General features: G+C 59.6%; 23 protein-coding genes and 2 tRNA genes. 14 read left to right on the top strand and 11 right to left on the bottom strand.

The genetic code is table 11. The annotated features are described in order from the left end of the window. Positions 1-602: 602 nt before the first annotated feature. Both ABIE33_RS05480 and ABIE33_RS05475 read right to left on the bottom strand, forming a co-directional pair. On the bottom strand, positions 603-1,913 hold the full coding sequence (locus ABIE33_RS05480) for a hypothetical protein (RefSeq protein ID WP_429122321.1): 1,311 nt from the start codon (positions 1,911-1,913) through the stop codon (positions 603-605). 135 nt (positions 1,914-2,048) lie between these two features. Then, complete coding sequence (locus ABIE33_RS05475) at positions 2,049-2,669, bottom strand: recombinase family protein (protein WP_429122318.1); 621 nt, start codon at positions 2,667-2,669, stop codon at positions 2,049-2,051. Positions 2,670-3,352: 683 nt separating this feature from the next. On the opposite strand from ABIE33_RS05475, the gene ABIE33_RS05470 reads away from it, so the two are divergent. Genes ABIE33_RS05470 through ABIE33_RS05455 form a run of 4 tightly spaced genes read left to right on the top strand, consistent with a single transcriptional unit; the run spans position 3,353 to position 10,085 of the window. Then, positions 3,353-4,867: a type I restriction-modification system subunit M gene (locus tag ABIE33_RS05470; protein ID WP_429122315.1), complete on the top strand. Its 1,515-nt coding sequence runs from the start codon at positions 3,353-3,355 to the stop codon at positions 4,865-4,867. After that, a complete protein-coding gene (locus tag ABIE33_RS05465; RefSeq protein WP_429122313.1) occupies positions 4,857-6,056 on the top strand; it encodes a restriction endonuclease subunit S in 1,200 nt (399 codons plus the stop codon). The genes ABIE33_RS05470 and ABIE33_RS05465 overlap by 11 nt, the downstream gene beginning before the upstream one ends. Continuing rightward, complete coding sequence (locus tag ABIE33_RS05460) at positions 6,053-9,355, top strand: type I restriction endonuclease subunit R (RefSeq protein ID WP_429123112.1); 3,303 nt, start codon at positions 6,053-6,055, stop codon at positions 9,353-9,355. Before ABIE33_RS05465 ends, ABIE33_RS05460 begins: the two co-directional genes overlap by 4 nt. After that, positions 9,342-10,085, top strand: a complete 744-nt coding sequence (locus tag ABIE33_RS05455; RefSeq protein WP_429122310.1) for a M48 family metallopeptidase — start codon at positions 9,342-9,344, stop codon at positions 10,083-10,085. The genes ABIE33_RS05460 and ABIE33_RS05455 overlap by 14 nt, the downstream gene beginning before the upstream one ends. A gap of 32 nt (positions 10,086-10,117) precedes the next feature. On the opposite strand, the gene ABIE33_RS05450 is transcribed toward ABIE33_RS05455, so the two are convergent. From ABIE33_RS05450 to ABIE33_RS05440, 3 genes are all read right to left on the bottom strand, one after another. Then, a complete protein-coding gene (locus ABIE33_RS05450) occupies positions 10,118-11,269 on the bottom strand; it encodes a hypothetical protein (protein ID WP_429122307.1) in 1,152 nt (383 codons plus the stop codon). 134 nt (positions 11,270-11,403) lie between these two features. After that, positions 11,404-13,107 (bottom strand): DUF6538 domain-containing protein, encoded by a 1,704-nt coding sequence (locus ABIE33_RS05445; RefSeq protein ID WP_429122305.1) that lies wholly within the window; start codon positions 13,105-13,107, stop codon positions 11,404-11,406. A gap of 85 nt (positions 13,108-13,192) precedes the next feature. Continuing rightward, positions 13,193-13,267 (bottom strand) — tRNA-Thr (locus tag ABIE33_RS05440). Between the two features lie 158 nt (positions 13,268-13,425). On the opposite strand from ABIE33_RS05440, the gene ABIE33_RS05435 reads away from it, so the two are divergent. From ABIE33_RS05435 to ABIE33_RS05390, 10 genes are all read left to right on the top strand, one after another. After that, entirely contained in the window at positions 13,426-13,665 is a 240-nt protein-coding gene (locus ABIE33_RS05435; protein ID WP_429123110.1) for a hypothetical protein, read from the top strand. Between the two features lie 160 nt (positions 13,666-13,825). Then, a complete protein-coding gene (gene murA / locus ABIE33_RS05430) occupies positions 13,826-15,118 on the top strand; it encodes a UDP-N-acetylglucosamine 1-carboxyvinyltransferase (RefSeq protein ID WP_429122302.1) in 1,293 nt (430 codons plus the stop codon). Between the two features lie 106 nt (positions 15,119-15,224). Further along, positions 15,225-15,665, top strand: a complete 441-nt coding sequence (locus tag ABIE33_RS05425) for a DUF2948 family protein (RefSeq protein WP_429122299.1) — start codon at positions 15,225-15,227, stop codon at positions 15,663-15,665. Between the two features lie 37 nt (positions 15,666-15,702). Next, a complete protein-coding gene (hisD, locus tag ABIE33_RS05420; protein WP_429122297.1) occupies positions 15,703-17,007 on the top strand; it encodes a histidinol dehydrogenase in 1,305 nt (434 codons plus the stop codon). Then, positions 17,004-17,480 carry a UPF0262 family protein gene (locus ABIE33_RS05415; protein WP_025425876.1) on the top strand — a complete coding sequence of 159 codons (477 nt, stop codon included), beginning with the start codon at positions 17,004-17,006 and terminating at the stop codon, positions 17,478-17,480. Before hisD ends, ABIE33_RS05415 begins: the two co-directional genes overlap by 4 nt. A 14-nt stretch (positions 17,481-17,494) precedes the next feature. After that, positions 17,495-17,962: a low molecular weight phosphatase family protein gene (locus tag ABIE33_RS05410; RefSeq protein ID WP_429122294.1), complete on the top strand. Its 468-nt coding sequence runs from the start codon at positions 17,495-17,497 to the stop codon at positions 17,960-17,962. Between the two features lie 287 nt (positions 17,963-18,249). Continuing rightward, positions 18,250-18,468, top strand: a complete 219-nt coding sequence (infA, locus tag ABIE33_RS05405; RefSeq protein WP_004435948.1) for a translation initiation factor IF-1 — start codon at positions 18,250-18,252, stop codon at positions 18,466-18,468. Between the two features lie 49 nt (positions 18,469-18,517). Beyond that, positions 18,518-19,138, top strand: a complete 621-nt coding sequence (locus ABIE33_RS05400; protein WP_025425878.1) for a Maf-like protein — start codon at positions 18,518-18,520, stop codon at positions 19,136-19,138. A 5-nt stretch (positions 19,139-19,143) separates the two neighbouring features. Next, positions 19,144-19,353 (top strand): DNA gyrase inhibitor YacG, encoded by a 210-nt coding sequence (gene yacG / locus ABIE33_RS05395; RefSeq protein WP_053248722.1) that lies wholly within the window; start codon positions 19,144-19,146, stop codon positions 19,351-19,353. A 181-nt stretch (positions 19,354-19,534) separates the two neighbouring features. Continuing rightward, positions 19,535-19,610 (top strand) — tRNA-Phe (locus ABIE33_RS05390). A gap of 771 nt (positions 19,611-20,381) precedes the next feature. Here the strand turns inward: ABIE33_RS05390 and ABIE33_RS05385 are convergent. The 6 genes from ABIE33_RS05385 to ABIE33_RS05360 form a co-directional block, all read right to left on the bottom strand. Further along, positions 20,382-20,768 carry a DUF930 domain-containing protein gene (locus ABIE33_RS05385; RefSeq protein ID WP_429122290.1) on the bottom strand — a complete coding sequence of 129 codons (387 nt, stop codon included), beginning with the start codon at positions 20,766-20,768 and terminating at the stop codon, positions 20,382-20,384. 103 nt (positions 20,769-20,871) lie between these two features. Next, the gene (locus tag ABIE33_RS05380; protein WP_025425882.1) at positions 20,872-21,333 is read right to left on the bottom strand and encodes a YbaK/EbsC family protein; all 462 of its coding nucleotides are present in this window, start codon (positions 21,331-21,333) and stop codon (positions 20,872-20,874) included. A 94-nt stretch (positions 21,334-21,427) separates the two neighbouring features. Beyond that, positions 21,428-21,616: a hypothetical protein gene (locus ABIE33_RS05375; RefSeq protein ID WP_429122288.1), complete on the bottom strand. Its 189-nt coding sequence runs from the start codon at positions 21,614-21,616 to the stop codon at positions 21,428-21,430. Positions 21,617-21,693: 77 nt separating this feature from the next. After that, the gene (locus ABIE33_RS05370; protein WP_053250496.1) at positions 21,694-21,948 is read right to left on the bottom strand and encodes a GlsB/YeaQ/YmgE family stress response membrane protein; all 255 of its coding nucleotides are present in this window, start codon (positions 21,946-21,948) and stop codon (positions 21,694-21,696) included. A 384-nt stretch (positions 21,949-22,332) separates the two neighbouring features. Continuing rightward, positions 22,333-23,625 carry an L-rhamnose catabolism isomerase gene (gene rhaI, locus ABIE33_RS05365; protein ID WP_429122285.1) on the bottom strand — a complete coding sequence of 431 codons (1,293 nt, stop codon included), beginning with the start codon at positions 23,623-23,625 and terminating at the stop codon, positions 22,333-22,335. Positions 23,626-23,638: 13 nt separating this feature from the next. Next, complete coding sequence (locus tag ABIE33_RS05360) at positions 23,639-25,738, bottom strand: bifunctional rhamnulose-1-phosphate aldolase/short-chain dehydrogenase (protein ID WP_429122282.1); 2,100 nt, start codon at positions 25,736-25,738, stop codon at positions 23,639-23,641. Between the last annotated feature and the right edge of the window lie 21 nt (positions 25,739-25,759).

Raw genomic sequence — 25,759 nt, 5'->3', positions numbered from 1 at the left:
TTGTATTCGGCCTTCGTCTCCGGCTGCGGATCATGGCGAATGATCATCTCGACAGCAAGCCACGCTGCGACCACCCGGCGGGGCTCTATACTGGCCCTTCTCAGTCTCGCCCAGGCTGCCTTGGCGCGAGCCTCTGGAGATAGCCCGCGCAGCCGGAACGCCTCGATGTGAGGCCCTGCGGTCCCGTACAATGTCTTCACCCGGTCGATGGCATTTTGGACCCAGAAGTCCTGTTCGTTCGACTCCAGCCACTCCAAGGCTGCCCTTCGATACGGAGTGATCTCTTGGGCGGTATAGGAAGGCTTGTAGGGGCTACCATGTCGGGCGTGATGGTCTGCATGGGAACGACAGAATCGCGTGTCCAGGCCGTCGTCTGTTCCAGCGCGAGCGGCTTTGCCGCACCCGATCACGCGACACCGAGAGAACATGTGGCTGGGCTCGGCTGCCCGGACCTTCACCTCGTCTCGTCTCTCGCGTCTTTTTGTCCAGTTCGTTGCCAATCTCGAGTCCCTCCAAGGTGATCGGTAGGTTCTCCATAGGTGGTTGGAGAGGTTCCACCCGACCATGATGAAGAGAAGGAAGGAAAGGTCAGAGACCTCCTCTCATGTCTCCTCCGTAACAATTCCCTCCACCCCAGTGTGCCTGTGGAAGGTGGAGAGCATGACCTCGGTTGCGGTGGCGGTCTTAGTAGCTGGGACCATCACTGCATCATGGATTGGCAGAGCCACGATACCTTCTGCCTTGAGAGTAAGAATTACTTCGACCATGATCTGGCTTTCGACGAACTGGGTTTCGTGTCCGAGGCCGCGATGGAAACTATCCTTGATCAGCGGATGCTTGGCTTCAATCGCTTCGACCACTTCGCCGATCTTATCGCTCCTTCGGAAGAGCTTGCGGGTGCCCTTTGGAAATCTGTCCAGCCGATCGGAGGCGAAGATCATGGCACTCATCACGCGCTTAATGCCATCCCTCTGCTGAGTGTAGCCCCAGAGGTGGTACAGATCGTCTGTGGGCGGCTTCTGCCCCGACCGGGCGTACACGATACGTGGACCAACCTGCCCATAATCCAGTTCGACGGCCTTCTCACCGCTGATCCATAGCCCCTGTCGCCGCTCATGCTTACGGAGGCGCTGCCAAAAGCCGCCGAACATTCTGCCGCCGCTGTCGAAACGTCCCTGGGTGAAGACGCGACGCAGTTGCCGATCCCCGATGTGGAATGTCGTTCGGGGCCACGGGATGCCCGCGTTGTCGAACCTCAGGTCCGCCGAAGCCAGCCACTGGTTAATGTGGTCGAGTTCCTGGCGGAACTTGTCAGTTACCGCGGTGTCCTCATACTCCTCAAACCCGCCTTCATCCCAGTAGTCGTCAACGTCCTTCGTGCGCTTCAGGATGATGGTCTCACCATGCGGATGTTGATCCAGCTCATCCGAGCCGATTTGATATTCATCGATCCGCGACTGGAGTGGCTGTCCCGCTCGGATTACCGTCGACCGCGCCAGCCCCTCGACCGCAGGTGCCACATCCTGCACGACAAAGCCCATTTCCGGCTTCGCCATAAGGTCCAGGATGTACGGGAACATTTTGCTGTACGCGCGTGGTCGGTAGCGGCTCTTCGTGCCCAGTACTCTGTTGGAGCGAGTTACGTAAATGCTGCCTTCCTCTCCGACGAGATGGTGATGCATGAGGTCGGATAGGATGGCGTTGACGGTGAGGTCGAGCGTCTCCTGGTCTTTCGCACGTCGCTTGTTCTTCTTGAGCCCGAAATGGGCTTCGTAGTTGAGAAGCAAACGGATGACTTCCGCCACAATGGCCTTGGCGTTCTCGGACGCGGCGAACCGATAGGCATTGAAGGGGCGCTCCCGTTCCTCCACCTCGTCGTCCGGTGTGTCAAAGGTGGGTGCAATCTGATCCATCTACAGAATTCCAATTCGTCAAAATAGCCACCCCGCTCTCCCGGGCACCGGAGCGCAGACAGCCGCGTATGAAGCAAACCGGCAGGTATGAGGGGCAAGCCGGCTCGGTAACGCTCACAGCGGCCCTGTGGCCACTTATGAGTCCTGGGAGGGCGACGACTCCTTCAGGCCCGCAGCTTCCAGAGCCCGGTACACGGAAGCACGCCCGATGCCAACCGATTTAGCTATCTCGGAGACCGATCTTCCCTGTCGGAAGAGTTCGATCGCTTCTCCGGCCCTAGCTCGGGCGGTTGGTTTCCTTCCCTTGTACTTCTGCTCGGCCTTGGCTTTGGCGATGCCTTCCTTCTGCCGCTCTTTCATTAGATCACGCTCGAACTCGGCGAACGCGGCGAACATGTTCAGCATAAGCCGACCGTAGGCACCTGTGGTATCGAGCGTCTCCTTGCCGAATTGCAGAACCTTTAAGCCAATTCCACGCGCGTGAAGATCATCAACGACATCCCCGAGGGTGCGAGTGTTTCGAGCAAGGCGGTCAATCTTCGTGATGACAAGCGTATCGCCTGAACGAAGGAAAGACAGTGCGTCCTTGAGTTCAGATCGGTCGCCGAGTGCCGACACCTGCTCCCGGTAGACGCGTTCGCACCCGGCAGCTTCTAAGTCGCGCACTTGGGCCTCAAGCCCGGCGACCTGCTCTTCTGTTGATGTCCTTGCGTATCCTACTTGCATGGTGTCGGCCCCCAATGTGTCCATTAGCATCTAGGCTTCTGAGTCAATCGTGTCCAAAAGTCAAGAGGGGGTCTTTTGGACACATCATCGCATCATGAAGCGGACGTCCATTGGCCCCTGCCCATCTGGACATTGTCTCTAGACGGTTACCGTTTCTACGCGGATGCCGGAATTCGACCTTGACCCCCAGATCGAGCGATGCCGTTGGGTCAGCGCCTATTGACACACCCCGCCTCAATAGTTGGCGATAGCATCCCCGCGCTGCACTCGTTGCGCTCCAGCCATGGTCTACAACAGAACCGGAACCGCTCTGTCGGTGGCTAAGCGGAGCGCGACCAGTGGCGGCACGAAGGGGGTGCCGGGGGGACTTCGCGCGTTCATCCTATGAGATGGGTCGCTCAGAAATTTTCACCAAACATTTCGGGGCCACCCACTCTTGGAGCGACCTCACCGTGCGTCGAAGGTACTTCATCAGAAACTTTTGGAGCCAACTTCCGGACAGGCAGGTAGCGTCTGCTCCAATGCCGTGAGGTTGCGAGAGACTTCCATGGTCAGATTGCTACAGGTACTTTCCGATCTTGGATCGTCTCCTTCGCTCATGGGGTTGAAAACAAGCTGAGATAACAGAAAGGTCCGAACAACAATCAAACGATGATTCGTGCCTTGGGTTTGACCTAATATGGCCCGACCGAGGCAGAGATAGAGGGAGCACGATGCTGGAGCGCATCACACAGGACACCATCAACAAGACGGCTTGGGCTGCCTGTGACACCTTCCGGGGCACCGTCGACGCATCCGTCTACAAGGATTACGTGCTCTCCATGCTGTTCCTGAAATACATCTCCGATGTCTGGAAGGACCACTACGAGGGCTACAAGGCAAAGCATGGGGACCACCCAGAACTCATTGAAGCGATGATGGAGCAGGAGCAGTTCGTGCTGCCGAAGGGCGCGAGCTTCTACGACCTCCACCGCAACCGGCAGAAGGCCGGCAATGGGGAGCGCATCGACAAGGCTCTGCACGCCATTGAAGAGGCGAATGGGTCAAAGCTTCGCGACGTGTTCCAAGACATCTCCTTCAATGCGAACAAGCTGGGCGACGAGGAGCAGAAGAACGACATCCTCCGTCACCTGCTGGAAGACTTCGCCAAGCCGGAACTCGACATGAGCCCGAGCCGCGTGGGCGATCTCGACATCATAGGCGGTGCCTACGAATTCCTGATTTCCAAGTTCGCTGCGTCGGCTGGCAAGAAGGCAGGTGAGTTCTACACGCCCGCCGAAGTGTCGATGCTCATGGCGCGTCTGGTCGAACCACAGGAAGGCGACGACATTTGCGACCCGACATGCGGTTCCGGCTCGCTGTTGCTGAAGTGCGCCCGCGAGGTGAAACGAAACGCGGATGGCAAGGCGCACTACGCCCTCTTCGGGCAGGAGGCTATCGGCTCCACATGGGCGCTCGCCAAGATGAACATGTTCCTGCATGGCGAGGCCAATCACCAGATCGAATGGGGCGACACCATCGGCAACCCCAAGCTGCGCACGAGCGATGATCTCCTCCGTCACTTCGATGTGGTCGTCGCCAATCCGCCCTTCAGTCTCGACAAGTGGGGCGCGGAGAAGGCTGGCGCGGACAAATTCGGACGCTTCCGGCGTGGCGTGCCCCCGAAGACCAAAGGCGACTACGCCTTCATCCTGCACATGGTGGAAACGCTGAAGCCGAAGACCGGTCGCATGACCGTTGTTGCGCCTCACGGCGTGCTCTTTCGCGGCTCGACCGAGGGAGCCATCCGCCAGAAGCTGGTGGAGGAGAACCTGCTTGATGCGGTCATTGGGCTGCCCGAGAAGCTTTTCTTCGGAACTGCCATTCCAGCAGCCATCCTCGTCCTCCGAAAGAAAAAGGCGGACAGCAACGTCCTCTTCATCGATGCCAGCCGAGACTATATCGAGGGCACCAACCAGACCAGGCTGGGCAACGAGCAGATCGACCGCATTTTTGCCGCCTATGACGAGCGCGAAACCATCGACAACTATGCCTATCTGGCGTCGCTCGATGAGATCAAGGCGAATGACTTTAACCTCAACATCCCGCGCTATGTCGATACATTCGAGGAAGAAGCCGAAATTGACCTCATGTCGGTGCGCAAGCAACGCGAGACGCTGAAGGCGGAAATGGCGGAACTGGAGGTACGGATGGAGGGCTATTTGAAGGAGCTTGGCTATGGTTCCTGATGGGTGGCGTGTTCAACCGCTCGGCAGCGTAGTTCAGCGCGTCTCCCGTCCAGTGGAAGTGAAGCACGATGATGAATACACGCAGATCGGTGTGCGCTCGCACGGTCGCGGTGTGTTCATAAAGGAACCGGTCAGCGGAAGAGAGCTTGGCACGAAGCGTGTTTTTCACGTTGAACCCGATTGCTTGGTGCTCAACATCGTATTCGCTTGGGAACAAGCCGTTGCAAAGACATCGCCAGAACATCGCGGGCTAATAGCGTCACATCGCTTTCCGATGTACCGGCCGATATATGATCGTTCAGATATTGAATTCCTTCGATACTTTTTTCTCACGCCGAGGGGTAAGCATCTGCTCGGCCTCGCGTCACCGGGCGGTGCGGGACGAAACAAGACGTTGGGCCAGAAGGAACTTGAGCGCCTAGTTGTCGCACTGCCCCCACTCCCCGAGCAGAAGAAGATCGCGGACATCCTGTCGACATGGGACAAAGCCATCGAGACCACCGAAAAGCTGCTGGCCAATGCCGAGAAGCAGAAGAGGGCGCTCATGCAACAACTGCTCACAGGTAAGCGGCGTCTGAAGGGCTTCGACGGGCGGGAGTGGAAGGAGGTCAAGCTTGGGCGCATCTGGAAGGTCACCACCGGCCAACCTGCACCAAACAATCCCGACGCTTATTGTGACGAGGGCATTCCGTTCCTGCGAGTGTCCTGCCTTGCGCCGCTGCTTAAGGGAAGGAGCGAAGGCTCATTCGAGAAGGTATCGCCGAAGACCGTTGATCAATACAGGCTGAAACTGTTTCCCGCTGGCACAATAGTCTTCGCAAAGAGCGGCATGTCGGCAAAACTCGGACGTGTGTATCGGCTCGAAGGCAACGCGTATTTGGTGTCGCATCTGGCAGCGCTGTTGCCGAACCCATCGAAAGCCGATGAGCGGTTTCTGTTCTACTATCTCCAGATGTACCCCCCTTCCGACTTGATACAAGGTGATGGGTTCCCTTCGATAAAGACGAGCTTGATTGCAGAAAGACACGTTAATCTGCCGCCGCTTCCGGAGCAGATCGCTATCGCGGATTGTCTCGACGCCTCGGACAAGATGGTCGCCAACTACCGGACGCAGTTATTCTCACTAAGCGGGGAGAAACGCGCCCTAACGCAGCAGCTGCTCACTGGCAACCGGCGGGTAAGCGTATGAATGCACCGAAGCGCCCGAGGACCGACGAGGAGAGCCAAGCGAAGGTTCCGGGCCTTGCATTGCTCATGAAGCTCGGCTGGTCCTATGTCGCCCCTGAAGCCTGTCTGAAGGTGCGTGGTAGCGAACGCACTGTGCTGATGGAAAGCGTACTACGAGATTGGCTCTCAGCGCATCGCTTTACCTATCGCGGCAAGGACTACCCCCTCTCTTCCGGGGGCATCGCACAGGTGGTCAAGGCAGTGTCTGACACTGGGCTTGCCGAGGGGCTTACACCGGCGAACGAGCGCATCACCAAGCATCTTACCTTCGGCGTCACGGTCACCGAGTTCATGCCGGATGGGCACAGGCATTCCGTCACCGTGCCGCTACTCGACTACGCCAACCCCGAACGGAACCTGCTGCATGTCACCGAGGAACTGTCGGTCGAGCGCGGGGCGGCGCATGGGCATTTCCGACCGGACATTGTTCTATATGGCAACGGTATCCCCCTGGCGGTCATCGAGGCGAAGCGCCCTGTCGGCTCCAATCCCGACAAGGACATGCTGAAGGAAGGCATCTCACAGCACCTCCGCAACCAGAAGCCGGACGGTATCCGCCCCCTCTATGCTTATGCACAGCTTCTCATCGCCATCTCCGGCACGGATGCCCGCTACGGCACCACCGAGACGCCGATGAAGTTCTACGCCACGTGGCGCGAGGAGGAGGCCCCGAAAGCGGACATCGAGGCGTTGGTCAACCGGCCACTCACACCCGAACAAAGTGCCGTCCTCTTCGCGGAGCGTCCTGCACATTTGCGCCGTCATTTCGAGGCGCTGTGGTCGTCACCTATCGTCGCCACAGGACAGGATGCCACAATTGCTGGTCTCCTTTCGCCGTCGCGGCTTCTGGAGTTCATCCGATACTTCACCCTCGTCGATGAGAAGGCCGGGAAAATCGTCGCCCGTTATCAGCAGGTCTCAGGCGTGAAATCGATGCTCGCCCGTGTTGCCGAACGCAACCGGGACGGCGGTCGTGAGGGCGGCGTCATCTGGCACACCACTGGTTCCGGCAAGTCCTACACCATGGTGTTCCTGCTGAAGGCGCTACTCATCGACGATGAGTTATCGCGGTGCCGTGTCATCGTTGTTACCGACCGCACCGACCTTGAACGGCAACTGTCTGGCACCTTTATGTCTGGCGGTGCGTTCGGCTCAGCTGTGGCGACCAAAAAGGAGGGGGCGGCATCGAAGGCGGACAGTGGACGAGACCTCGCCAAGCGTATCGGCATGGGCACAGAGCGCGTCACCTTCACGCTGCTCCAGAAGTTCAACTCCGCGACCCGGCTGCCCGAATGCCACAACGTGTCATCCGACATCATCGTGCTGGTCGATGAGGGGCACCGCAGCCATGGCGGAGAGAACCATGAGCGCATGAGGAAGGCGCTTCCGAACGCCGCGTTCATGGCCTTCACCGGAACGCCATTGCTGAAGGACGACAAGACGCAGAACAAGTTTGGCCCCATCCTACATGCCTACACCATGCAGCGAGCGGTAGAGGACGGCACCGTGACGCCTCTGCTCTACGAGGAGCGCAAGCCGCTGGTCGACATCAATGAAAAGGCCATCGACAACTGGTTCGAAAAGATCACGGCAGGGCTTTCTGACGATCAGAAGGCGGACTTGAAGAAGAAGTTCGCGACGCGGGGCAGCATTTATCGCTCCGGCAACCGCATTGATCTCATCGCTATGGATATTGCGGAAGACTTCTCGCGCAACTGGAAGGACCTCGGTCTGAAGGGGCAACTGGCAACTGACAGCAAGCTTTCCGCCATCCGCTACAAGGCGGCGCTTGACGCCACCGGACTTGTGACAAGCGCAGTCATCATTTCGCCACCAGACACGCGCGAGGGGCACGAGGACACCGATCAGGAAAAGACGCCCGAGGTTCAAAAGTGGTGGGCGGCGAATGTCGGCAATGATGCGGAAGGCTACGAGAAACGTGTGATTGAGCACTTCAGCACTCAAGGGCCACCCGACATCCTTATCGTGGTTGACAAACTTCTCACCGGCTTCGACGAACCCCGCAACACGGTTCTCTACATCGACAAGTACCTAAAGGAGCACAATCTGCTTCAGGCAATCGCCCGCGTAAACCGGCTGCACGAGGACAAGAAGTATGGCTACCTCGTTGATTATCGAGGCATCCTGAAAGAGCTCGACACGTCACTGACTGCCTATCAGGACCTCGCTGAGCGAACACAGGGAGGCTTCGACCTCGACGACATCACAGGCATCTACGCCAATGTCTCGACCGAATATAAGCGCTTGCCCTCCTTGCATGACTCCGTTTGGGCGATCTTCACCGCAGTGAAGAACCGAGGCGACCGCGAGCAGTTCCGTCGAGTGCTCGTGCCAGACACAATGCTTAGCGATGACGGGGCCAGCTACGACCGCAATCAGAAGGTCCGTGAGGACTTCTATGCGGCGCTCACCGAGTTCGGGATGTGCCTGAAACTGGCGCTGTCCTCCCGCGCTTTCTTCGAGGACACTGCCTTCGACGAGAAAACCATCGCCACCTACAAGAAGGACCTCGCGTTCTTCACCGAGCTACGCATTCAGGCCAAGCAGGACGCTCAGGAGACGGTGGACTTCTCCACTTACGAGAAGCAGATCAGAAGCCTTGTCGACAAGCAGGTGGTAGGCGTCGAGGTGAAGGCTGCTGGCGGCGTCATTGACATCACTGGCATGGCTGAGGAGGGCGACCCCTTCGTCCACGACACACCCGAAAGCTGGAGCGAGGAAAAGACACGCGCGGAAACTGATGTCATCAAGACGCGGCTGACCAAGACCATCGAGCAGGAGCTTGCCGACGATCCCTATGCACAGACCGTCTTCTCCGAACTACTGCGCAAGGCCATCCATGAAGCGGAAGCGCTCTTCGATCATCCGAATAAGCAGTACGTGCTATTCAAGGATTTGGAGGAACAGGCGAAGGTCCGCCATAACCCTTACGTGCCGGAGCGCTTCGGAGACAATCGGCACGCTCAGGCCTATTATGGCCTGTTCCCGCTCGTTCTTGGCGAGGTTGCCGCAAAGGGTCGCGGGGAAGACTGGCTGGTTGCGGAAGCGTTTCACATCGACAAAACGGTCGATGATGCCGTTGCCAAGCACTCTATAAACCCGGCGAATGTAGAAGCAGAAATCCGACGCGAACTCTTACCGCGCTATTTCAAGGAACTCGGCGGGCTGGACAATGCGAACACGCTCATCGACCGCGTAATCGAGATTGTGCGCCTTGGGGTGAGCCGTGGAACACTGTAAGCCGAGCAATGGGGTCCTGCGCTACGGTGGCGAAATAATCGCCTACGGCGTGACCTTCAGCTCGAAGCGTCGGGAGCGCATCAAGATCAACGTCCACCATGATGGTGCGGTTGAGGTGGAGGCTCCAGCAGACGCCACGCGTGAGGCCATCGCCAAAGCCGTCCAGAAGCGGGCGAGATGGGTCCATGAACATGTCGTCAGCGCAAGGGGGCGGTTCGCCCATGTGCTTCCGCGCGAATATGTAAGCGGTGAACAGGTCATCTATCTTGGGCGGCGATACAGTCTGAAGGTTCGCCGGGTTCCACGTGTTGAACGCGCAGTGAAGTTGAAAGGGGCATTGTTGGAGGTTGCCCACGAGGACACTTCGCGTGACGTTATCCGGGCGCGGGTGCGGGCTTGGTATCGAATGAAGGCGCGGGATTACTTCAGCGAACGCATCGCTGTCGTCGCTCGCGGTTTGCCGTGGCCTCAAGACGTGCCGGACTTCCGTCTTAAGGAAATGAAGACCCGATGGGGAACCTGTGCAGCCGGTGGCACCGTGACGCTCAATCCGTTCCTTGTCAGAGCACCCCGCGAGTGCATCGACTACGTCATCGCCCACGAGCTTTGTCATTTGCGCGAGCACAACCACAGTCCAGAATTCTTCAATCTCCTTACCCGCGCCATGCCGGACTGGCAGCGCATCAAGATAAGGCTCGATGATATGGCTGAAGTGCTGCTGAACGACTGAGGAGCATGAGCGTAAGGCGTTTCTCCGAGTTGTCAGGTCGTATCAGACGATGAGCTTTCCCGACCGCCGAATGCTTCGCGAAAGACGTCGAGCATCTTCTGCCGATGGGCATAGTATGGCTTCCGGACATCTTGTGGGTTAAGGGCGAGAAGAGTGGAAGTTAGCAATGCTGTGTCGGAGAGGGCCTTCAACATGCGCTCTTTGGTCATGTCTCCATGAAGCCCGGCGTTGAATTCTTCAATTAGGCGATCCAGCTCAGCTCCGATAAGTTTGATCCTTGCCGCATCTTGGATGTTATCCGCGATGAATGCCCAAAGCCGATTCTTGTACTGTTGTTTGTTGACAGCTCTGTTGTTGTGCAACTGTGTCTGAGGTGGAAAGAGAACGTCAGCTAACTGCTCTAGGAACCTCCTCCCAGATATGGCGGCTTGCGCAACGTCTTCTTCATTACGAGCCCGTCCTAGTGCTACGACCGCTGAACCGAGTGCGTTAAATAGCCGAGGATTAAGGTCTTCCAGAACCATCGCGAGTTCTGATGCGTCGTCATGTCCCTCGGGCAGATAGGGAGCGACGGCTTGGCAGAAGGCTTTAACTAGCTGGAAATGTGCTGGTGTATCGTAGTCATCGAAGATCGTGCCGTGCGCACCTCGATCCTCCCAATCTACATCTGTATATCCCAGACTTCCCATGGCTTGTGCTTCGTAAATATCTTTATCGTCATCCTCACCCATTGAGTAGAATATTCGACAAGTCGCTCCTTCTACTCTGTACCTGCAAATCATGCTGTTTCTGAACAGAGCCAAGTGAGGGCCATAGTCATAATCAACTTCAAGGGCGCCGAGGTAGGCACCGTCCACTGCCAACGCCGAATGGAGGTTCTCAGCGAGCTTTTGTGGCATATTCTCGAAGATGATCGCGAATGGGACCGCTTGACCAAAGGTCGCAACCAATCGATCAACAATTAACGATGACCATGTGTGTGCGTCGTAAACCTTTTCTGCCAGGTTCAGGTAAGCATCCTGATTTCGCGCATGGAAATGCAATAGCACGTCCCCGAGGCGCACCTTCATGTGTCTGCCTGATGCTTGGACGATCCCCGGCCCAAATACAACGTCGCGGATTGGGTCTCCATAAGACCCGTTGTACTTTGGATCATCAGAATTGAATAGGAATGCAATATTCATTGAGAAGGGTCCAAGTCTGGTTGCAGTTGCCGAGAGTTACAATCTGTGTAGCGAGATGCAAGTCGTTTCTTCAACTCCAAATTGCCTTGGCCCAAGCAATATGGCAGCACTTATCGGACAGTTAGGCGCAGCACCTATCGGATAGTTATATGTGACAGGTCCAGGCCCTCGTATCGGAACTTCTCCATTTCCTCACTGAGCAACTGCAGCCCGTAAAGGCCGTTTCCGTATCGTCCTGCCATGCCTTGCTGAGCGTGTCCTTGCAGAGCATTGACGAAATCAAGCGGGATGCGGCTGTTCCGGCAAGCATCTTCGAAGCTGTGGCGGAAGCTGTGGAAAGAAATCTTGTCGTGCTTGATGTCGAGCGCCTTCAGCAGATTGGTGAACTTCCTCGAATAAGCCGTCGAGTAGGTGCCGTCCTTTGCCTTCAGGAAATCAGGGAATAGCCGTTTGTGCCCAAGCTTCCGCTGCCGTTCGGCAAACCGAAGGAAGCCTATCTCCTTGAGTGTCCTGTGTACCGGTATGCGTCGACGCGAGCCACCGTTCTTGAGGTTGAGGTCCTCGCCGTCGTCCGTAACCTCGATATACACAATATCCCCTTCGACCTTCACATCCTCGGTTCGGAGCTGAATGATTTCGCCGGAGCGGCAGCCTGTGAAGAGGCCAACGAGCGGGACCCAGTAAATGCCATTGTCGTCCGGGACCAGATCGCCTGGGCTGTTGTGATACCGGACGCTCTGACAGCCCGTGTAGATCGGCGATTTGAAGATCGCGGATAGCTCAGCCGCCGTGAAGGGGTGCCGCTCGTCGCGAGCTTTGCCGCTGATCTTGATGTTCAAGCCATCGAAGGGATTGCTGGTGACGTCGTCGTAGTTAGCCTTTGCCCAATTCCAGAAAGCACGAAGGAAGCCGAGGACCTTGTTGACGTTCTTTCCGGCCATTGGTTCAAGGTTCAATTCGGCTGCGCGATTGGCGGCGCCCTTCATGGTGAGTTTCTCAAGGCCCTTCATCTTCGTCCAGTTAGGGGGAAGCGAGAGCAGGGCAGTCTTGAACCCGCGGGCGTCGGCCTTTCCATAGTGACCCATTGGCTTATCACCTACCATTTCGATGAAGCGTTCGGCCCAGAGCTGGTTGGCCTTGGCTGTTGTCGGAGTCCATCCGCCATTTACGCGGCTCTTCTCGGCGACCCACTCTTTGAGCAGTTTTGACGCGATCGGTCCTTCTTTTTCCTGTTTGGGCACAGGCATTACCGGCGTTTCGATTGGGATGCCTTCGTTGCGATGCCGCTTTGCAGCCCTTGCGCGGACGCTGGCACTAAGGATTGCTCGGGTAAGCTTCGGCCAGCTGGGGGAGGAGGGCTCAAGCTTCAGGTCGACATTGTCCCAGCTAAGGACTTCGGCAGCCTCGGATCGAGCAAACTCGGAAGGAGCGCCCCGGGCAAGGGCGTATTTGTCTACTGCGTCCATGTCCTCCAGCAACTGACCGTACTCTTCGAAGTCGCGGTCATCCAAGAAACCAGCGAGCCGAAGTTCCTCGTCTTCGTCGAGGAGGTGCGCATAGTAGACTTGCTCAACGAGCCTGATTTGAACGTCTGTCAGTTCTTCCAGGCCAGGCTCGTTTTGTTTTGACAGTTGCCGCCGATGTTCATCGAAGCGCTCATCGACCTCCGCCGACGCTTTCCGGTGCCTCTTTAGCGCGTCCTGATAATCCGAGGTTTCTAGGGAGAATGTCTCTTCAGTCTTCGGATATGATTTCTTGATGTCACGCGGGATCGAGCAGCGGAACCAGTAGACGTTTCCGCGCTGAACAAGACGAGGGGGCAAGGGCATGTCGTTCATGGCTCCGCTGTAGCAGTGTGCTGGAGCAAACGAAACTGTAACCCATTGATTTTGTGGTAAGCCCTTGTAATAAAACAAGGAAAACTGGTGCTGCTAGAGAGATTTGAACTCTCGGCCTCTCCCTTACCAAGGGAGTGCTCTACCCCTGAGCTATAGCAGCATCTCGCGGCCGGTTCGTTGACAAGCCGCATCAAGCGAGGCGGCTATTGCCATAGCTGGACGGGGAGCGCAAGCCGCTTTTCGAAGTTTTCGGTGTTGTTCTGTGAGAAAATCGGTTTCGGCTTCCGAAGCCCCCGCTTTTGCGCTAATGCATCCTCCATGCAAACAGACGATAAGAAAAGCGCTGAGGGCGAACCTTCGCTGGCCGAGGCGGAGAAGGCGACGGCAAAGCGCAGACAAAAGGATACGACCGAGCAGGACCTGAGAAAGGCGCGCCTCGCCAAGACGCTGCGCGACAATCTCCAGCGCCGCAAACAGCAGATGCGCGCGCGCCGTTCCGGGGCTCCCGACGAGGCGATCGGCTTGCCTGCCGCAAAAACGGACGAATCCGAAGATTAGTACGACGGGGGGAAGGGCTGCGGCACGGCATTCCCCAACGCAGCAGGCGTCCGCCATGCGTTCAAGGCACTTCTAATTTCGCGGCGTCTCCACTAAAGAGGCGCCTTCAGACACACTTCATTTTTTTGGAAAGGCGGGCCAAGCCCGTTCGAGAGGCCTCATGGATCGCATCAGGATTGTAGGCGGGAATGAACTTCACGGGGTCATCCCGATCTCCGGCGCGAAGAATGCGGCCCTGCCGTTGATGATCGCATCGCTGTTGACCGACGACACGCTGACGCTGGAAAACGTTCCGCATCTGGCCGACGTCGAGCAACTGATCCGCATTCTGGGCAACCACGGCGTCGATATCTCGGTCAACGGCCGACGCGAGCGCCAGGGTGAGAGCTACGCCCGCACGATCCATTTCACCTGCCGGAACATCGTCGACACCACGGCGCCTTACGAACTCGTTTCGAAGATGCGCGCAAGCTTCTGGGTCATCGGTCCGCTGTTGGCGCGTGAAGGCAAGGCCCGCGTGTCGCTGCCGGGCGGTTGCGCCATCGGCACGCGCCCGGTCGATCTGTTCATCGAGGGTCTGCAGGCGCTCAGCGCCAACATCGAGATCGACAGCGGTTACGTCAACGCAACCGCGCCGGCAGGCGGCCTGATCGGCGCCCGTTACACCTTCCCGAAGGTTTCCGTCGGCGCCACCCATGTGCTGATGATGGCGGCGACGCTTGCCAACGGCACCACCGTGCTCGGCAATGCCGCACGCGAGCCCGAAGTCGTCGACCTTGCCAATTGCCTGAACGCCATGGGCGCCAAGATCACCGGCCAGGGCACGGCGACGATCACCATCGAAGGCGTGCGCTCGCTGTCGGGCGCGCGTCACCGCGTGCTGCCCGACCGTATCGAGACCGGCACCTATGCCATGGCAGTTGCCATGACCGGCGGCGACGTCATCCTCGAAGATACGGATATGGCGCTGCTTGACACCGCGCTGGAAGCGATCCGCCGGGCCGGCGCTGAAATCACGCCGACCAACAGCGGCATCCGCGTCGTGCGCAACGGCGCCGGCATCAAGCCGGTCGACATCGTCACCGATCCCTTCCCGGGCTTCCCGACCGACCTGCAGGCCCAGTTCATGGGGCTGATGACTATGGCGAAAGGCACTTCGCACATCACCGAGACGATCTTCGAGAACCGCTTCATGCACGTGCAGGAACTTGCCCGCCTTGGCGCCAAGATCTCGCTGTCTGGCCAGACGGCCAAGATCGAGGGTGTCAGCCGGCTGAAGGGTGCGCCCGTGATGGCGACGGACCTGCGTGCCTCGGTCTCGCTCGTCATCGCCGGTCTTGCGGCGGAAGGCGAAACCATGGTGTCGCGCGTCTACCATCTCGACCGCGGCTTCGAGCGGCTGGAAGAGAAGCTTACCCGTTGCGGCGCGCACGTCGAGCGCGTCAGCGACTGATTTTAGCCGTCGCGCCTGATGCCGTTGCGGTTTCAGGCGCGACGTCCTATGTCCATTTCAATTGTGGCACGCAAAATGTGCGACGAAAGCGAAAGGAATGGATGGCATGGATGGTCTGAAGCTGCTGGCGCTCGACGAGGAGGACCTGGCTGTTGTCTCCGCTCACGTCCAGGATGCAGTGTTCAAGGTTTCCGGACTGGAATACGACGCGCGCCGCAGGCAGTTTTCGCTCACCGTCAACCGCTTCGTCTGGGAGATGGCCGACGGCAAGCGGCGTTCCTTCGAGCGCCGGCGCGCCGTGCTCCTGTTCAAGCGGGTGAGCGCCGTGCGCTCGCTCGGTTTTGATCGTCGCAACGGCGAGGCCGTGCTCGATCTGCTGGCGGTGACGTTCACGGTGGCCGGTGAGGGGCCGGAAGGCACCGTCGAACTCGTGCTTGCCGGCGAAGATTCCATCGCCCTTGATGTGGAATGCATCGAGGTGCAGCTTGCGGATACCGGCGGGGCATGGGAAACCGCTTTCAAGCCCCGGCATCCCGAAGGCGTTTGAACCCCGCGACACAGGCATACCACAAGGACATTTTGCGTTGGCAATCAGGCTGAACTATCTCGACGGTAATTTCGAACAGCAGTTCGCGGCATTCCTGACCACCAAGCGTGAAGTTTCCGACGACGTCAACGCGGCGGTCAAGGCGATCATCGACGATGTCCGCCTGCGCGGCGATCAGGCGGTGGCGGAATACTCCGCCCGCTTCGACGGTATCGACTTCGCAACGACGCCGATGGCCGTCAGCGCCGAGGAAATCGATGCCGCGATCCAGGCCGTCGAGCCGGAAGTGCTGGGTGCGCTCAAGGTTGCCGCCGTCCGCATCGAGGCGCACCACGCCCGCCAGCGGCCGAAGGACGATATCTACGAGGATACGATGGGCGTCGGCCTCGGCTCGCGCTGGACGGCGGTCGACGCCGTCGGGCTTTACGTGCCTGGCGGCACGGCGAGTTATCCAAGCTCGGTGCTGATGAACGCGCTGCCGGCCAAGGTCGCCGGCGTCGAGCGCATCGTCATGGTCGTGCCGGCAAACGGCGGCAAGATCAACCCGGCGGTGCTGGCCGCAGCGCGCCTGGCCGGCGTCGAGGAAATCTACCGCATCGGCGGCGCGCAGGCGATCGCCGCCCTTGCCTATGGCACCGCGACCATCGCGCCGGTGGCAAAGGTCGTCGGCCCGGGCAATGCCTATGTCGCCGCCGCCAAGCGCCAGGTCTTCGGCACTGTCGGCATCGACATGATTGCCGGCCCGTCCGAGGTCCTCGTCATCGCCGATCGGGAAAACGATCCGGACTGGATCGCCGCCGACTTGCTTGCCCAGGCCGAGCACGATGTCGGCGCCCAGTCGATCCTGATCACCGACGACGCGGCCTTTGGCAAGGCGGTCGAAGCGGCGGTCGAACGTCAGCTGAAGACCTTGCCGCGTGCAGAGACCGCATCGGCGAGCTGGCGCGATTTCGGCGCGATCATCCTGGTGCCGGACCTCGAAAATGCGATACCGCTTGCAAACCGCATTGCCGCCGAGCATCTGGAGCTGGCGCTTGCCGATCCCGAGCCGATGGTCGCGAAGATCCGCAATGCCGGCGCCATCTTTGTCGGGCGCCACACGCCCGAAGTCATCGGCGACTATGTCGGCGGCTCGAACCACGTGCTGCCGACGGCACGCTCGGCGCGGTTCTCCTCCGGCCTTGGCGTTCTCGATTACATGAAGCGCACGTCGATCCTGCGCCTGGATGCGGAGCAGCTTCGCATCCTCGGCCCGGCAGCGATCGCGCTGGCGCGGTCCGAGGGGCTTGAGGCCCATGCGCGTTCGGTCGCCATTCGCCTCAATCTCGGGGATGCTGGATGAAGGCTGACCGCAACCAGCGCCTCTGCGATGTCGTTCTGGACGAGACGATCGGCCGTTCGACGCCCGACGTGGAGCATGAGCGCGCGGTTGCGATCTTCGATCTTCTCGAAGAGAACCTGTTCGAACCGGTTGGCCACCCGGGCGGCCCCTACAAGCTCAACCTCTCTCTGATGGACGCAAAGCTGGTCTTTGCGATCTCGACCGAGAAGGGATCCGACGTCGCCACCCATATTCTGTCGCTGACGCCGTTTCGCCGGATCGTGAAGGACTACTTCATGATCTGCGAGAGCTATTACGAGGCTATCCGCTCGGCGACGCCGAGCCAGATCGAGGCGATCGACATGGGTCGCCGCGGCATCCACAACGAGGGCTCGCAGACGCTGATGGACCGCCTGTCGGGCAAGATCCGGCTCGATTTCGACACCGCCCGCCGCCTGTTCACGCTCGTCTGCGTGCTCTACTGGCGCGGATGACGGCGGAGACCGGCATGACGGGAACCGCGACGCGCCAGCCGACAGCGCCCCGTTCCGTTCTCTTCATGTGCGGTATGAACGCAATCCGCTCGCCGATGGCCGAGGCGCTCGCCAAGGCGGCCTTGCCGGCGGGAACCTATGTCGCCTCCGCCGGCGTGCGCCACGGCGAGCGCGATCCTTTCGTCGACGTCGTGCTGGATGAGGTCGGCCTGTCGATCGGGCGGCATCAGCCGCGCACCCTGGACGAGCTCGAGGACGACTATTTCGACCTCATCGTCACGCTGGCGCCGGAGGCCCATCACCTGGCGCTGGATTTGACTCGCTCCATGGCCGTCGACGTGGTCTATTGGCCGACGCCGGACCCGACCGTTGCCACCGGCACGCGCGAGCAGATTGTCGATGCCTATCGTGCCGTTCGCGATCACCTTGCCACTCTGATTAATCGCCGTCTGGTAGTGGCGCCCGCGGGCGAAAAGGCTTAATACCAACCTGCGCTGATATTGATCGATTGCATGGGGCGCTTTTGGCCTCCGACGGCGTCGACAATCCTCACCGGACCGCTTGGGTCCGGTTGCGGTTTTCTCCTTGCCAGAGAGCAAAATCGCTGCGGCGCAATCGATCAATATCAGCGCAGGTTGGTATCAGGCAGTACAAAAGCTGAAAAGCCGGCGCAAAGCGGTTCACAAATCCTCGTCGATTGTGTAGTTTCCGGCGAATTTTTCGGGATGCGTGTCGTATCCCCGAACAAACACAGAAAGAACAGTCCTACATGGCGAAAGAAGAAGTCCTCGAATTCCCGGGCGTGGTCACGGAATTGCTTCCCAATGCGACCTTCCGCGTGAAGCTCGAAAATGAACATGAAATTATTGCCCACACCGCAGGCCGCATGCGCAAGAACCGTATCCGCGTTCTGGCCGGCGACAAGGTGCTTGTCGAAATGACGCCCTATGACCTGACCAAGGGTCGCATCACCTACCGCTTCAAGTAAACCGCCGAAAGGTGGCTTCATCATATCTCTGGGGTGACGGCGCGTTCCGATGACAACGGCTCAAAAACTGATACTGGCGTCCGGTTCGCCGCGTCGCGTCGAGCTTTTGGCCCAGGCAGGCATCGAACCTGCGCGCCTGATGCCGATGGATCTCGACGAGACGCCGAAGCGCTCCGAGCATCCGCGCTCGCTGGCGCGTCGTCTCTCGGCTGAGAAGGCGAAGGCGGCGCTCGCTGCGATCAAGGGTGAAGCCGGTTGGGATGGCAGCTATATCCTGGCGGCCGACACCGTCGTCTGCGTCGGTCGGCGCATCCTGCCAAAGCCGGAACTCGTCAGCGAAGCCTCGAGCGCCCTGCATCTGCTGTCGGGCCGCAGCCACCGCGTCTACACCGGCGTCTGCCTGATCACGCCCGACAAGACGCTGCGCCAGAAGGTGGTTGACACCAAGGTCCGCTTCAAGCGTCTTTCCGGTTTCGATATCGAGAGCTATCTTGCCTCCGGCCAGTGGCGCGGCAAGGCAGGGGCCTATGGCATCCAGGGCATTGCCGGTAGCTTCGTGGTCAAGCTCGTCGGCTCCTACAGCAACGTCGTCGGCCTGCCGCTCTACGAGACGGTCGGCCTGCTGGTTGGTGAAGGCTACGACGTTCACAATCGTTGGCTGGAAGGCTGAAGGCAGTGACGGACGAAGACAAGAAAAGCGGCTCGAACGTAGCGCCTCTGCGCGCACCGCGTCCTTGCCCCGAATGCGGCCGTCCCTCCCACCGCGAGCACTATCCCTTCTGCTCGGACCGCTGCCGCAATGTCGACCTCAACCGCTGGCTCTCGGGCTCCTACGCCATTCCTGTGGCAGACGACGAGACGAAAGCGGACGACGACGATCGCTGACCGCGATCTGCCTGAATATCCACGGTTTTTTGGCTTTTTCCACTATCTTTGAAATTCCTGCCAAAAAACTTTCATTTGGTGCTGGACACCGCCGAACAAGATGTTATAACCCCGCTCGCTTCCGGGGCACAGACAACGCCCCGAGGGCTCCGAAAGGAGCCGCTGCCCGAAACGGCAGGATGCCCGGATAGCTCAGTTGGTAGAGCAGCGGATTGAAAATCCGCGTGTCGGTGGTTCAAATCCGCCTCCGGGCACCATTTTCCCCAATGGTCAAATCGCCCTGGAACACTCGATGCTCAGCGGATGCCCGTCGGGGACGCCCCATATTCAGCCGATTACAATCTGTCCTCTCACGCGGCCTGTGGCGCTTTGCCTTTGTTGTGCGAAGGCTGTGTAGGCTATCCGGGTCTCGCGATGGTCACTGGCGCGATTACTCCGGCACTGCCGACCGCTTCGGATCCTTGCCAATCCACATATCCTCGCTGGCAAGCTGGACGGCGTACGTCCTTCGTACACGAGCCCGAGGGAGGGCGCCGTGCCACGCATCCATTCAATGCTGCGGATGGTGCAATTAACCAATTGTTAACCATGTCGGCGCAACCTGGAACGCTGATAGCAGATTGTGCACGGATCCAGTGGGATCGTGTCAGTCGGGCGTTTCAAGCCGGGATTATGCCAGGCATTTCACGCCGCAAAGGCAGACGCATTCGTTCATTCCTGAGGGAGTAGAGGCAAGGATGTACGAAATGGCAGATCACATGATGAAAATGCTGATGAGCATCATGGCAGCGTTGTCATTTGGCTCGCTGCTGTTTCTGATGGCCGTTCTCTAAAGCGCGTCGCGATCTCCAGGGCTCGCGTGACGCGCCAAAGGCTTTTGTTCTTTCGCATGTCGTCATCGCGAAAGGGCCGAAAATTTTGCGCGACATTCCTAACAGCAGCCAGGTGCTCGGCCGGCGTCGTTTGCCCAGGTCCCGTTTGGCCTTAAACCGAATACGGTTTAAAGAAACATGCAGTCCTTCGGCCCGTCAGGGATAGAGGTAGAACTCGTCCCAGTTCTCGTGCGGCACAAGCTCGCCGATCTTGTATTCGAAGGACAGGATATCCAGGTGCTCCGCGTCGGTGCGGCACTTGAACTTCAGCTTGTACCATTCCCCCTTGCTGCGGAAGACCGCGCCCGGCGCCTTCATCTTGTTTTCCTTCATGACCGGTTCGGCGAAGGTGTAGGCAATCACCTTGTCCGGCTTGAAAGTCGTCTTGTCGGCGTTGATGCGCTCCATCGCCTCGGTATCGCAGCGCTGTTCCAGGCGGGTCTGCGGGTCGAGTTTTTCGAACTGGCGCACCAGGGACTGATCCATCGCCAGCGCCGGGGAAAATGTGGCGGCGAAGATGAGCGGGTACGCGACTGTCTTCATGCTCGACGGACTCCTGATTATGGAAAAGGCCGCGCCCGGGCAAATCACTGCCGGGACGTGCCTGCGTTTTCAGTTAAGCTTTGTGGCCATTCCAAGGCACCGATCACGTTTCCGAAACGTCGATCCATTCGGCGCCGGTCAATTCGACGATACGCTGCGGATTGATGTGAACGGCGGCATTGGTCGCGCCGGCGGCGGGAACGACAATGTCGTAGGCTTTCAGCGACAGGTCGCAATAGATGCTGTGGGGCTTGGCAAGGCCGAACGGGCAGACGCCGCCGACCGGATGTCCCGTTTCCGCCTCGACCTCGTCGAAGCCGAGCATGCGGGCCTTGGTGCCGAAGCGGGCCTTGTATTTCTTGTTGTCGAGCCGTGCGTCACCGCGCGTGACGATCAGGATCACGTCGTCGCCGACGCGAAGCGCCAATGTCTTGGCGATCTGGGCGGGTTCGACGCCATGGCCTTCGGCGGCAAGCGCCACCGTGGCTGTGCTCTGTTCGAGTTCGATGACGTCGATGTCGGGGGCGTGCTGCGAGAAGAACTGCTTGACGGAGGTAAGGCTCATAACGGGGCTTCAGGCTCTGGCAATCGTTTGGTGACGAACGTCGGGCGGACGAACGCGTGTGAAGCGCGACGGTGTTGCCGCCGCCGAGACTGTCTCAATCGTCGTTGGAAGCGTCAAGGTCTTCCGGACGTCTGCCTTCCTGCTGCGGCGGCAGGTAGCCGTGGGTGGTGAACCAGTTTTCGAGGATCGCCGCGATCGCCTGTTCGCGCGTGAGCTTGCCAGGATGGTCGGCCATGAATGCCTTCAGCGCCGTCTCGATGTTGTCGGTGTGGAGCTCGCTCACGGTGTCTTCCTTCCGTTGGTCTGGCACGGCCCGCCAATCGGCGAGCCGCACGGTATCGATGGCGTCACAGTGCGCCGTCACGCCTGTTTGACGATACGGATCAGCACCAGGAGGATCACCGCGCCGATCGTCGCATGCAGGATCGCCGAAAGCACGCCCGTTCCAAGGCTGATGCCGATGGCGGGAAAGAGGAAGCCGGCGATGAAGGCGCCGATGATGCCCACGACCATGTTGCCGATCAGGCCGAAGCCGAACCCCTTGACGATCAAGCCGGCAAGCCAGCCGGCGATCGCACCGACAATCAGGAATACGAGAATGCTTTCGATACCCATGAATGGTTCCTTTTCCGTTGGACCTCCTGCATGTTTCCTCAGATCCTTGCCGATTTGTGGATAAAACATGCAGCATTCAAAGTGCTACAGCGACCTTTGCGCGTCCGGTAAGACGCGGCCCTGTAGAGGGGAAAGATAGACCAGGATTTCAAATCAGATAGGGGGCAATTTCATCGTGCGGTGATTTTTTGGAGGAATGCGGTGCATTTGTGCCGGACAATCCGTTGCTGTTCGTCGAACAGGGCGGAAAAAGGCCGCGGTCATGCTCGCTGTATGATCCTCTTATGAGATCGGAGCCGATCCGCCAGAGCATCAATAGAGCGCGAAAACACCGGGCTGCGGTCGCTGCCCGGCAGGTTGCTTTTGGGATGCGGTGGCGTGCTATCAGACGATGCCGCCGCCACCGCCCGCGACGGCCGGCCGCTCGTCGGCCACCTTGGCGCGATAACCACTCGCCCGATAGGTCGCGACCGGTGCGATTGCTCCGCCACTTTCGAGGCGAGCCATCGCCAGGATAGGCTCGACGTCGGTACGAAACGCCGCCTTTAGCGTTTCCGTTGCCATCAACGCATCGTTGTCCTGCTGGAAGCCGTCGAGCGCCGCGCGGTCGACGATGAGCGCCTGCGCATAGGCGCGGCAGACCTCGATGGCGCTCGTCATTAGGCTTTCGATCGGATCGGTGACATTGTGGCTCTGGTCGAGCATATGGGCCGGATTGAAGCCCTGAGCACCTCGCGTCTCGGCATCGACCAGTTCGCTGAAGACGAGGAACAGGCGGTAGGGGTCGATCGAGCCGGTATCGAGGTCGTCGTCGCCGTACTTCGAATCGTTGAAGTGGAAGCCGCCAAGCTTCCTGAACTGGATCAGCCGGGCGACGATCATCTCGATATTGACGTTCGGCGCGTGGTGGCCGAGGTCGACCAAGCAGAAGGCCTTGGGTCCGAGTTCCTGGGCGATCAGGTAGTTGGTGCCCCAGTCCTGCACCACGGTCGAATAGAAGGCCGGCTCGAACATCTTGTGTTCGGTGAAGACACGCCAGTCTTCGGGCAGTGCGGCATAGACCGATTTCATCGCATCGAGGTAACGCTCGAACGACTTGGTGAAGTTGCTCTGGCCGGGAAAATTGGAGCCGTCGCCGACCCAGACCGTCAGTGCCTTCGAACCGAGCTGTCGGCCGATGTCGATGCATTCGAGATTGTGCTCGACCGCCTGGGCCCGTGTGGCCGCGTCGCTGTGCGACAACGATCCGAACTTGTAGGAATGCGCCTGTCCGGGCGCATCCGAGAAAGTGTTCGAGTTCATCGCATCAAAGCCGAGGCCGAGTGCAGCGCCCTTCTGCTTCAGTTCCGAGATATCGCTGACCTTGTCCCACGGAATATGCAGCGAGACATTGGGCGTTGCCCGTGTCAACTGCTGGATGACTGCGCAATCCTCCAGTTTGTCGAAGATGTTGCGCGGCTCGCCCTTGCCGGGAAAGCGGGCGAAGCGGGTGCCGCCGGTGCCCACACCCCAGGATGGGACGGCGACGCCGTAGGCCGCGACCTTGCGCTTGATGGCGTCGATGTCGACGCCGCGGCGCGCCAGCCTTTCGCCAAGGCCTGCATAGTCCTGGTGGAGTGCCGCCTCGCGACGCCCGTTTTCCACGTCGAGGACGGTTTTGCCGATCATGGTGCTCATCGAAATCTCCGGATCAGCGGGTGAAGGACTGGGCATTGCCCGCGTCGACATTGACGATGTTGCCGGTCGATTTCGCCGACATGTCCGAGGCGAGGAAGTAGATCGCCTCGGCGATATCTTCCGGGAACACGCTGAGTTTCAGCATCGAGCGTTCGCGGTAGTGCGCCTCGAGGTCATCGACATCCATCTTGTAGGCGGCGGCGCGCTGTTCCTTCCACTCGCCGGTCCAGATTTTCGAGCCGCGCAGCACGGCGTCCGGGTTGACGACGTTGACGCGGATCTGCGCGGATGCCCCCTCGAGCGCCAGGCAACGGGCGAGGTGGATTTCGGCCGCCTTGGCGGTGCAATAGGCCGATGCGCCGGGCGAGGCGGCAAGACCGTTCTTGGAGGCGACGAAGACCACGTTGCCGCCGGCCTTCTGGTTGCGGAAGATCCGAAAAGCCTCACGCGAGACGAGGAAGTAGCCCGTCGCGAGAATGTCCATGTTCTTGTTCCAGAGCGCCAGCGTCGTATCCTCGACCGTGGCGGAGGAGGCAAGACCGGCATTGGAGACGAGGATATCGAGGCCGCCGAAGGCGAGAAGCGTATCGCCGAAGCCGCCCTCGACCGCCGCCTCGCTGGTCACGTTCATGCGGACGGAGCGCACGAAATCCTTGCCATGGCGGGCTGCAAGCTCGCTTTCGGCTGAAGCAAGCGCCGTGTCGTCGATATCGGCGATGACGACGCAGGCGCCCTCCTGCATCAGCCGGTGGGCGGTTGCCTTGCCGATGCCCCCGGCGCCGCCGGTCACCAGAGCGATGCGCCCGGCGAGGCTCTTCGGCTTCGGCATGCGCTGAAGCTTGGCTTCCTCGAGCAGCCAGTACTCGATGTCGAAGGCTTCCTGTTCCGGCAGGCCGACATAGGTCGAAACCCCGGATGCGCCGCGCATGACATTGATGGCATTGACATAGAACTCGCCGGAGATGCGCGCAGTCGCCTTGTCCTTGGCAAAGGTGATCATGCCGACACCGGGCACGAGGTAGACGACCGCATTCGGGTCGCGCATATCAGGGCTGTCTGCGTGCTTGCAGCGCCCGTAATAGGCGGCGTAATCGGCCCGATAGGCGGCGATTGCGTCGGGAAGCCCGGCAAGCGTCTTTTCGACATCTGCCGCGGCGGGATCGAAATCGACGACGAGCGGGCGGATCTTGGTTCTCAGGAAATGATCCGGGCAGCTGGTGCCGAGCGCTGCCAGCGGCTTGAGATCTTTGGCCGTCACGAAGTCGAGCACCGCCTGGCTGTCGTCGAAATGCCCGACCTTGCGCTCGTCGGCGCCGATCAGGCCGCGGATAACCGGCATCAGCCGTTTGGCGATCGCCACCCGCTCACCGGAATCGAGCGTCGGCTTGGCCACGCCGCCGAAGGCCGGTTTGGTGTTTTCCGTCTCGAACCAGGCAATCGCCTTGTTGATGATTGCGACGGTGGTTTCGTAAGCTTCCTTTGCCGTGTTGCCCCAGGTGAAGAGGCCATGGCTTTCAAGCACGACGCCGCGGGCATCAGGATTCTCCAGGCAGAACTTTTCCAGCCACAGCCCGAGTTCGTAGCCCGGGCGCTTCCAGGGCAGCCAGCCGATATCGTTGCCGAAGATCTTGGCCGTCAATTCCCTGCTGTTCTTCGCGGCCGCAATCGCGATGATCGCATCGGGATGCATGTGGTCGACGTGCTTTTTCGGCACGTAGGCATGCAGCGGCGTATCGATCGAGGCGGCGCGCGGGTTGAGGTTGAACGTGCAATGCGGGAGATAACCGACCATCTCGTCTTCGAAGGCGACCCCGCGATAGATGCTCTTCAGGGCATTCAGCTTGTCCATGTAAAGCGTGGCGAAGCCGTCCATCTTGATCGTTCCGACGTCGCCGCCGGAGCCCTTGACCCACAGGACTTCGACTGTGCCGCCTCCGAGTGGATCCTTCTCCATCACCTTGGCCGAGGTGTTGCCGCCGCCGTAGTTGGTGATGCGCTTGTCGGAGCCGAGCAGGTTCGAGCGATAGAGAAGACGTTCGGCCTCGGTCATGCCAGCCGCCTTCGTCTCATCCCATAGATTGGCAAGCCGCGCGCCCTGTTGCTTGTCGAGCATCTCGAAAATCCTCCCGGTCCG

The organism is Ensifer sp. 4252 (assembly GCF_050434565.1).
GTDB lineage: Bacteria > Pseudomonadota > Alphaproteobacteria > Rhizobiales > Rhizobiaceae > Ensifer.
The sequence above is the reverse complement of the archived record's forward strand: the minus strand, read 5'-3'. Positions and strand labels throughout refer to the sequence as shown.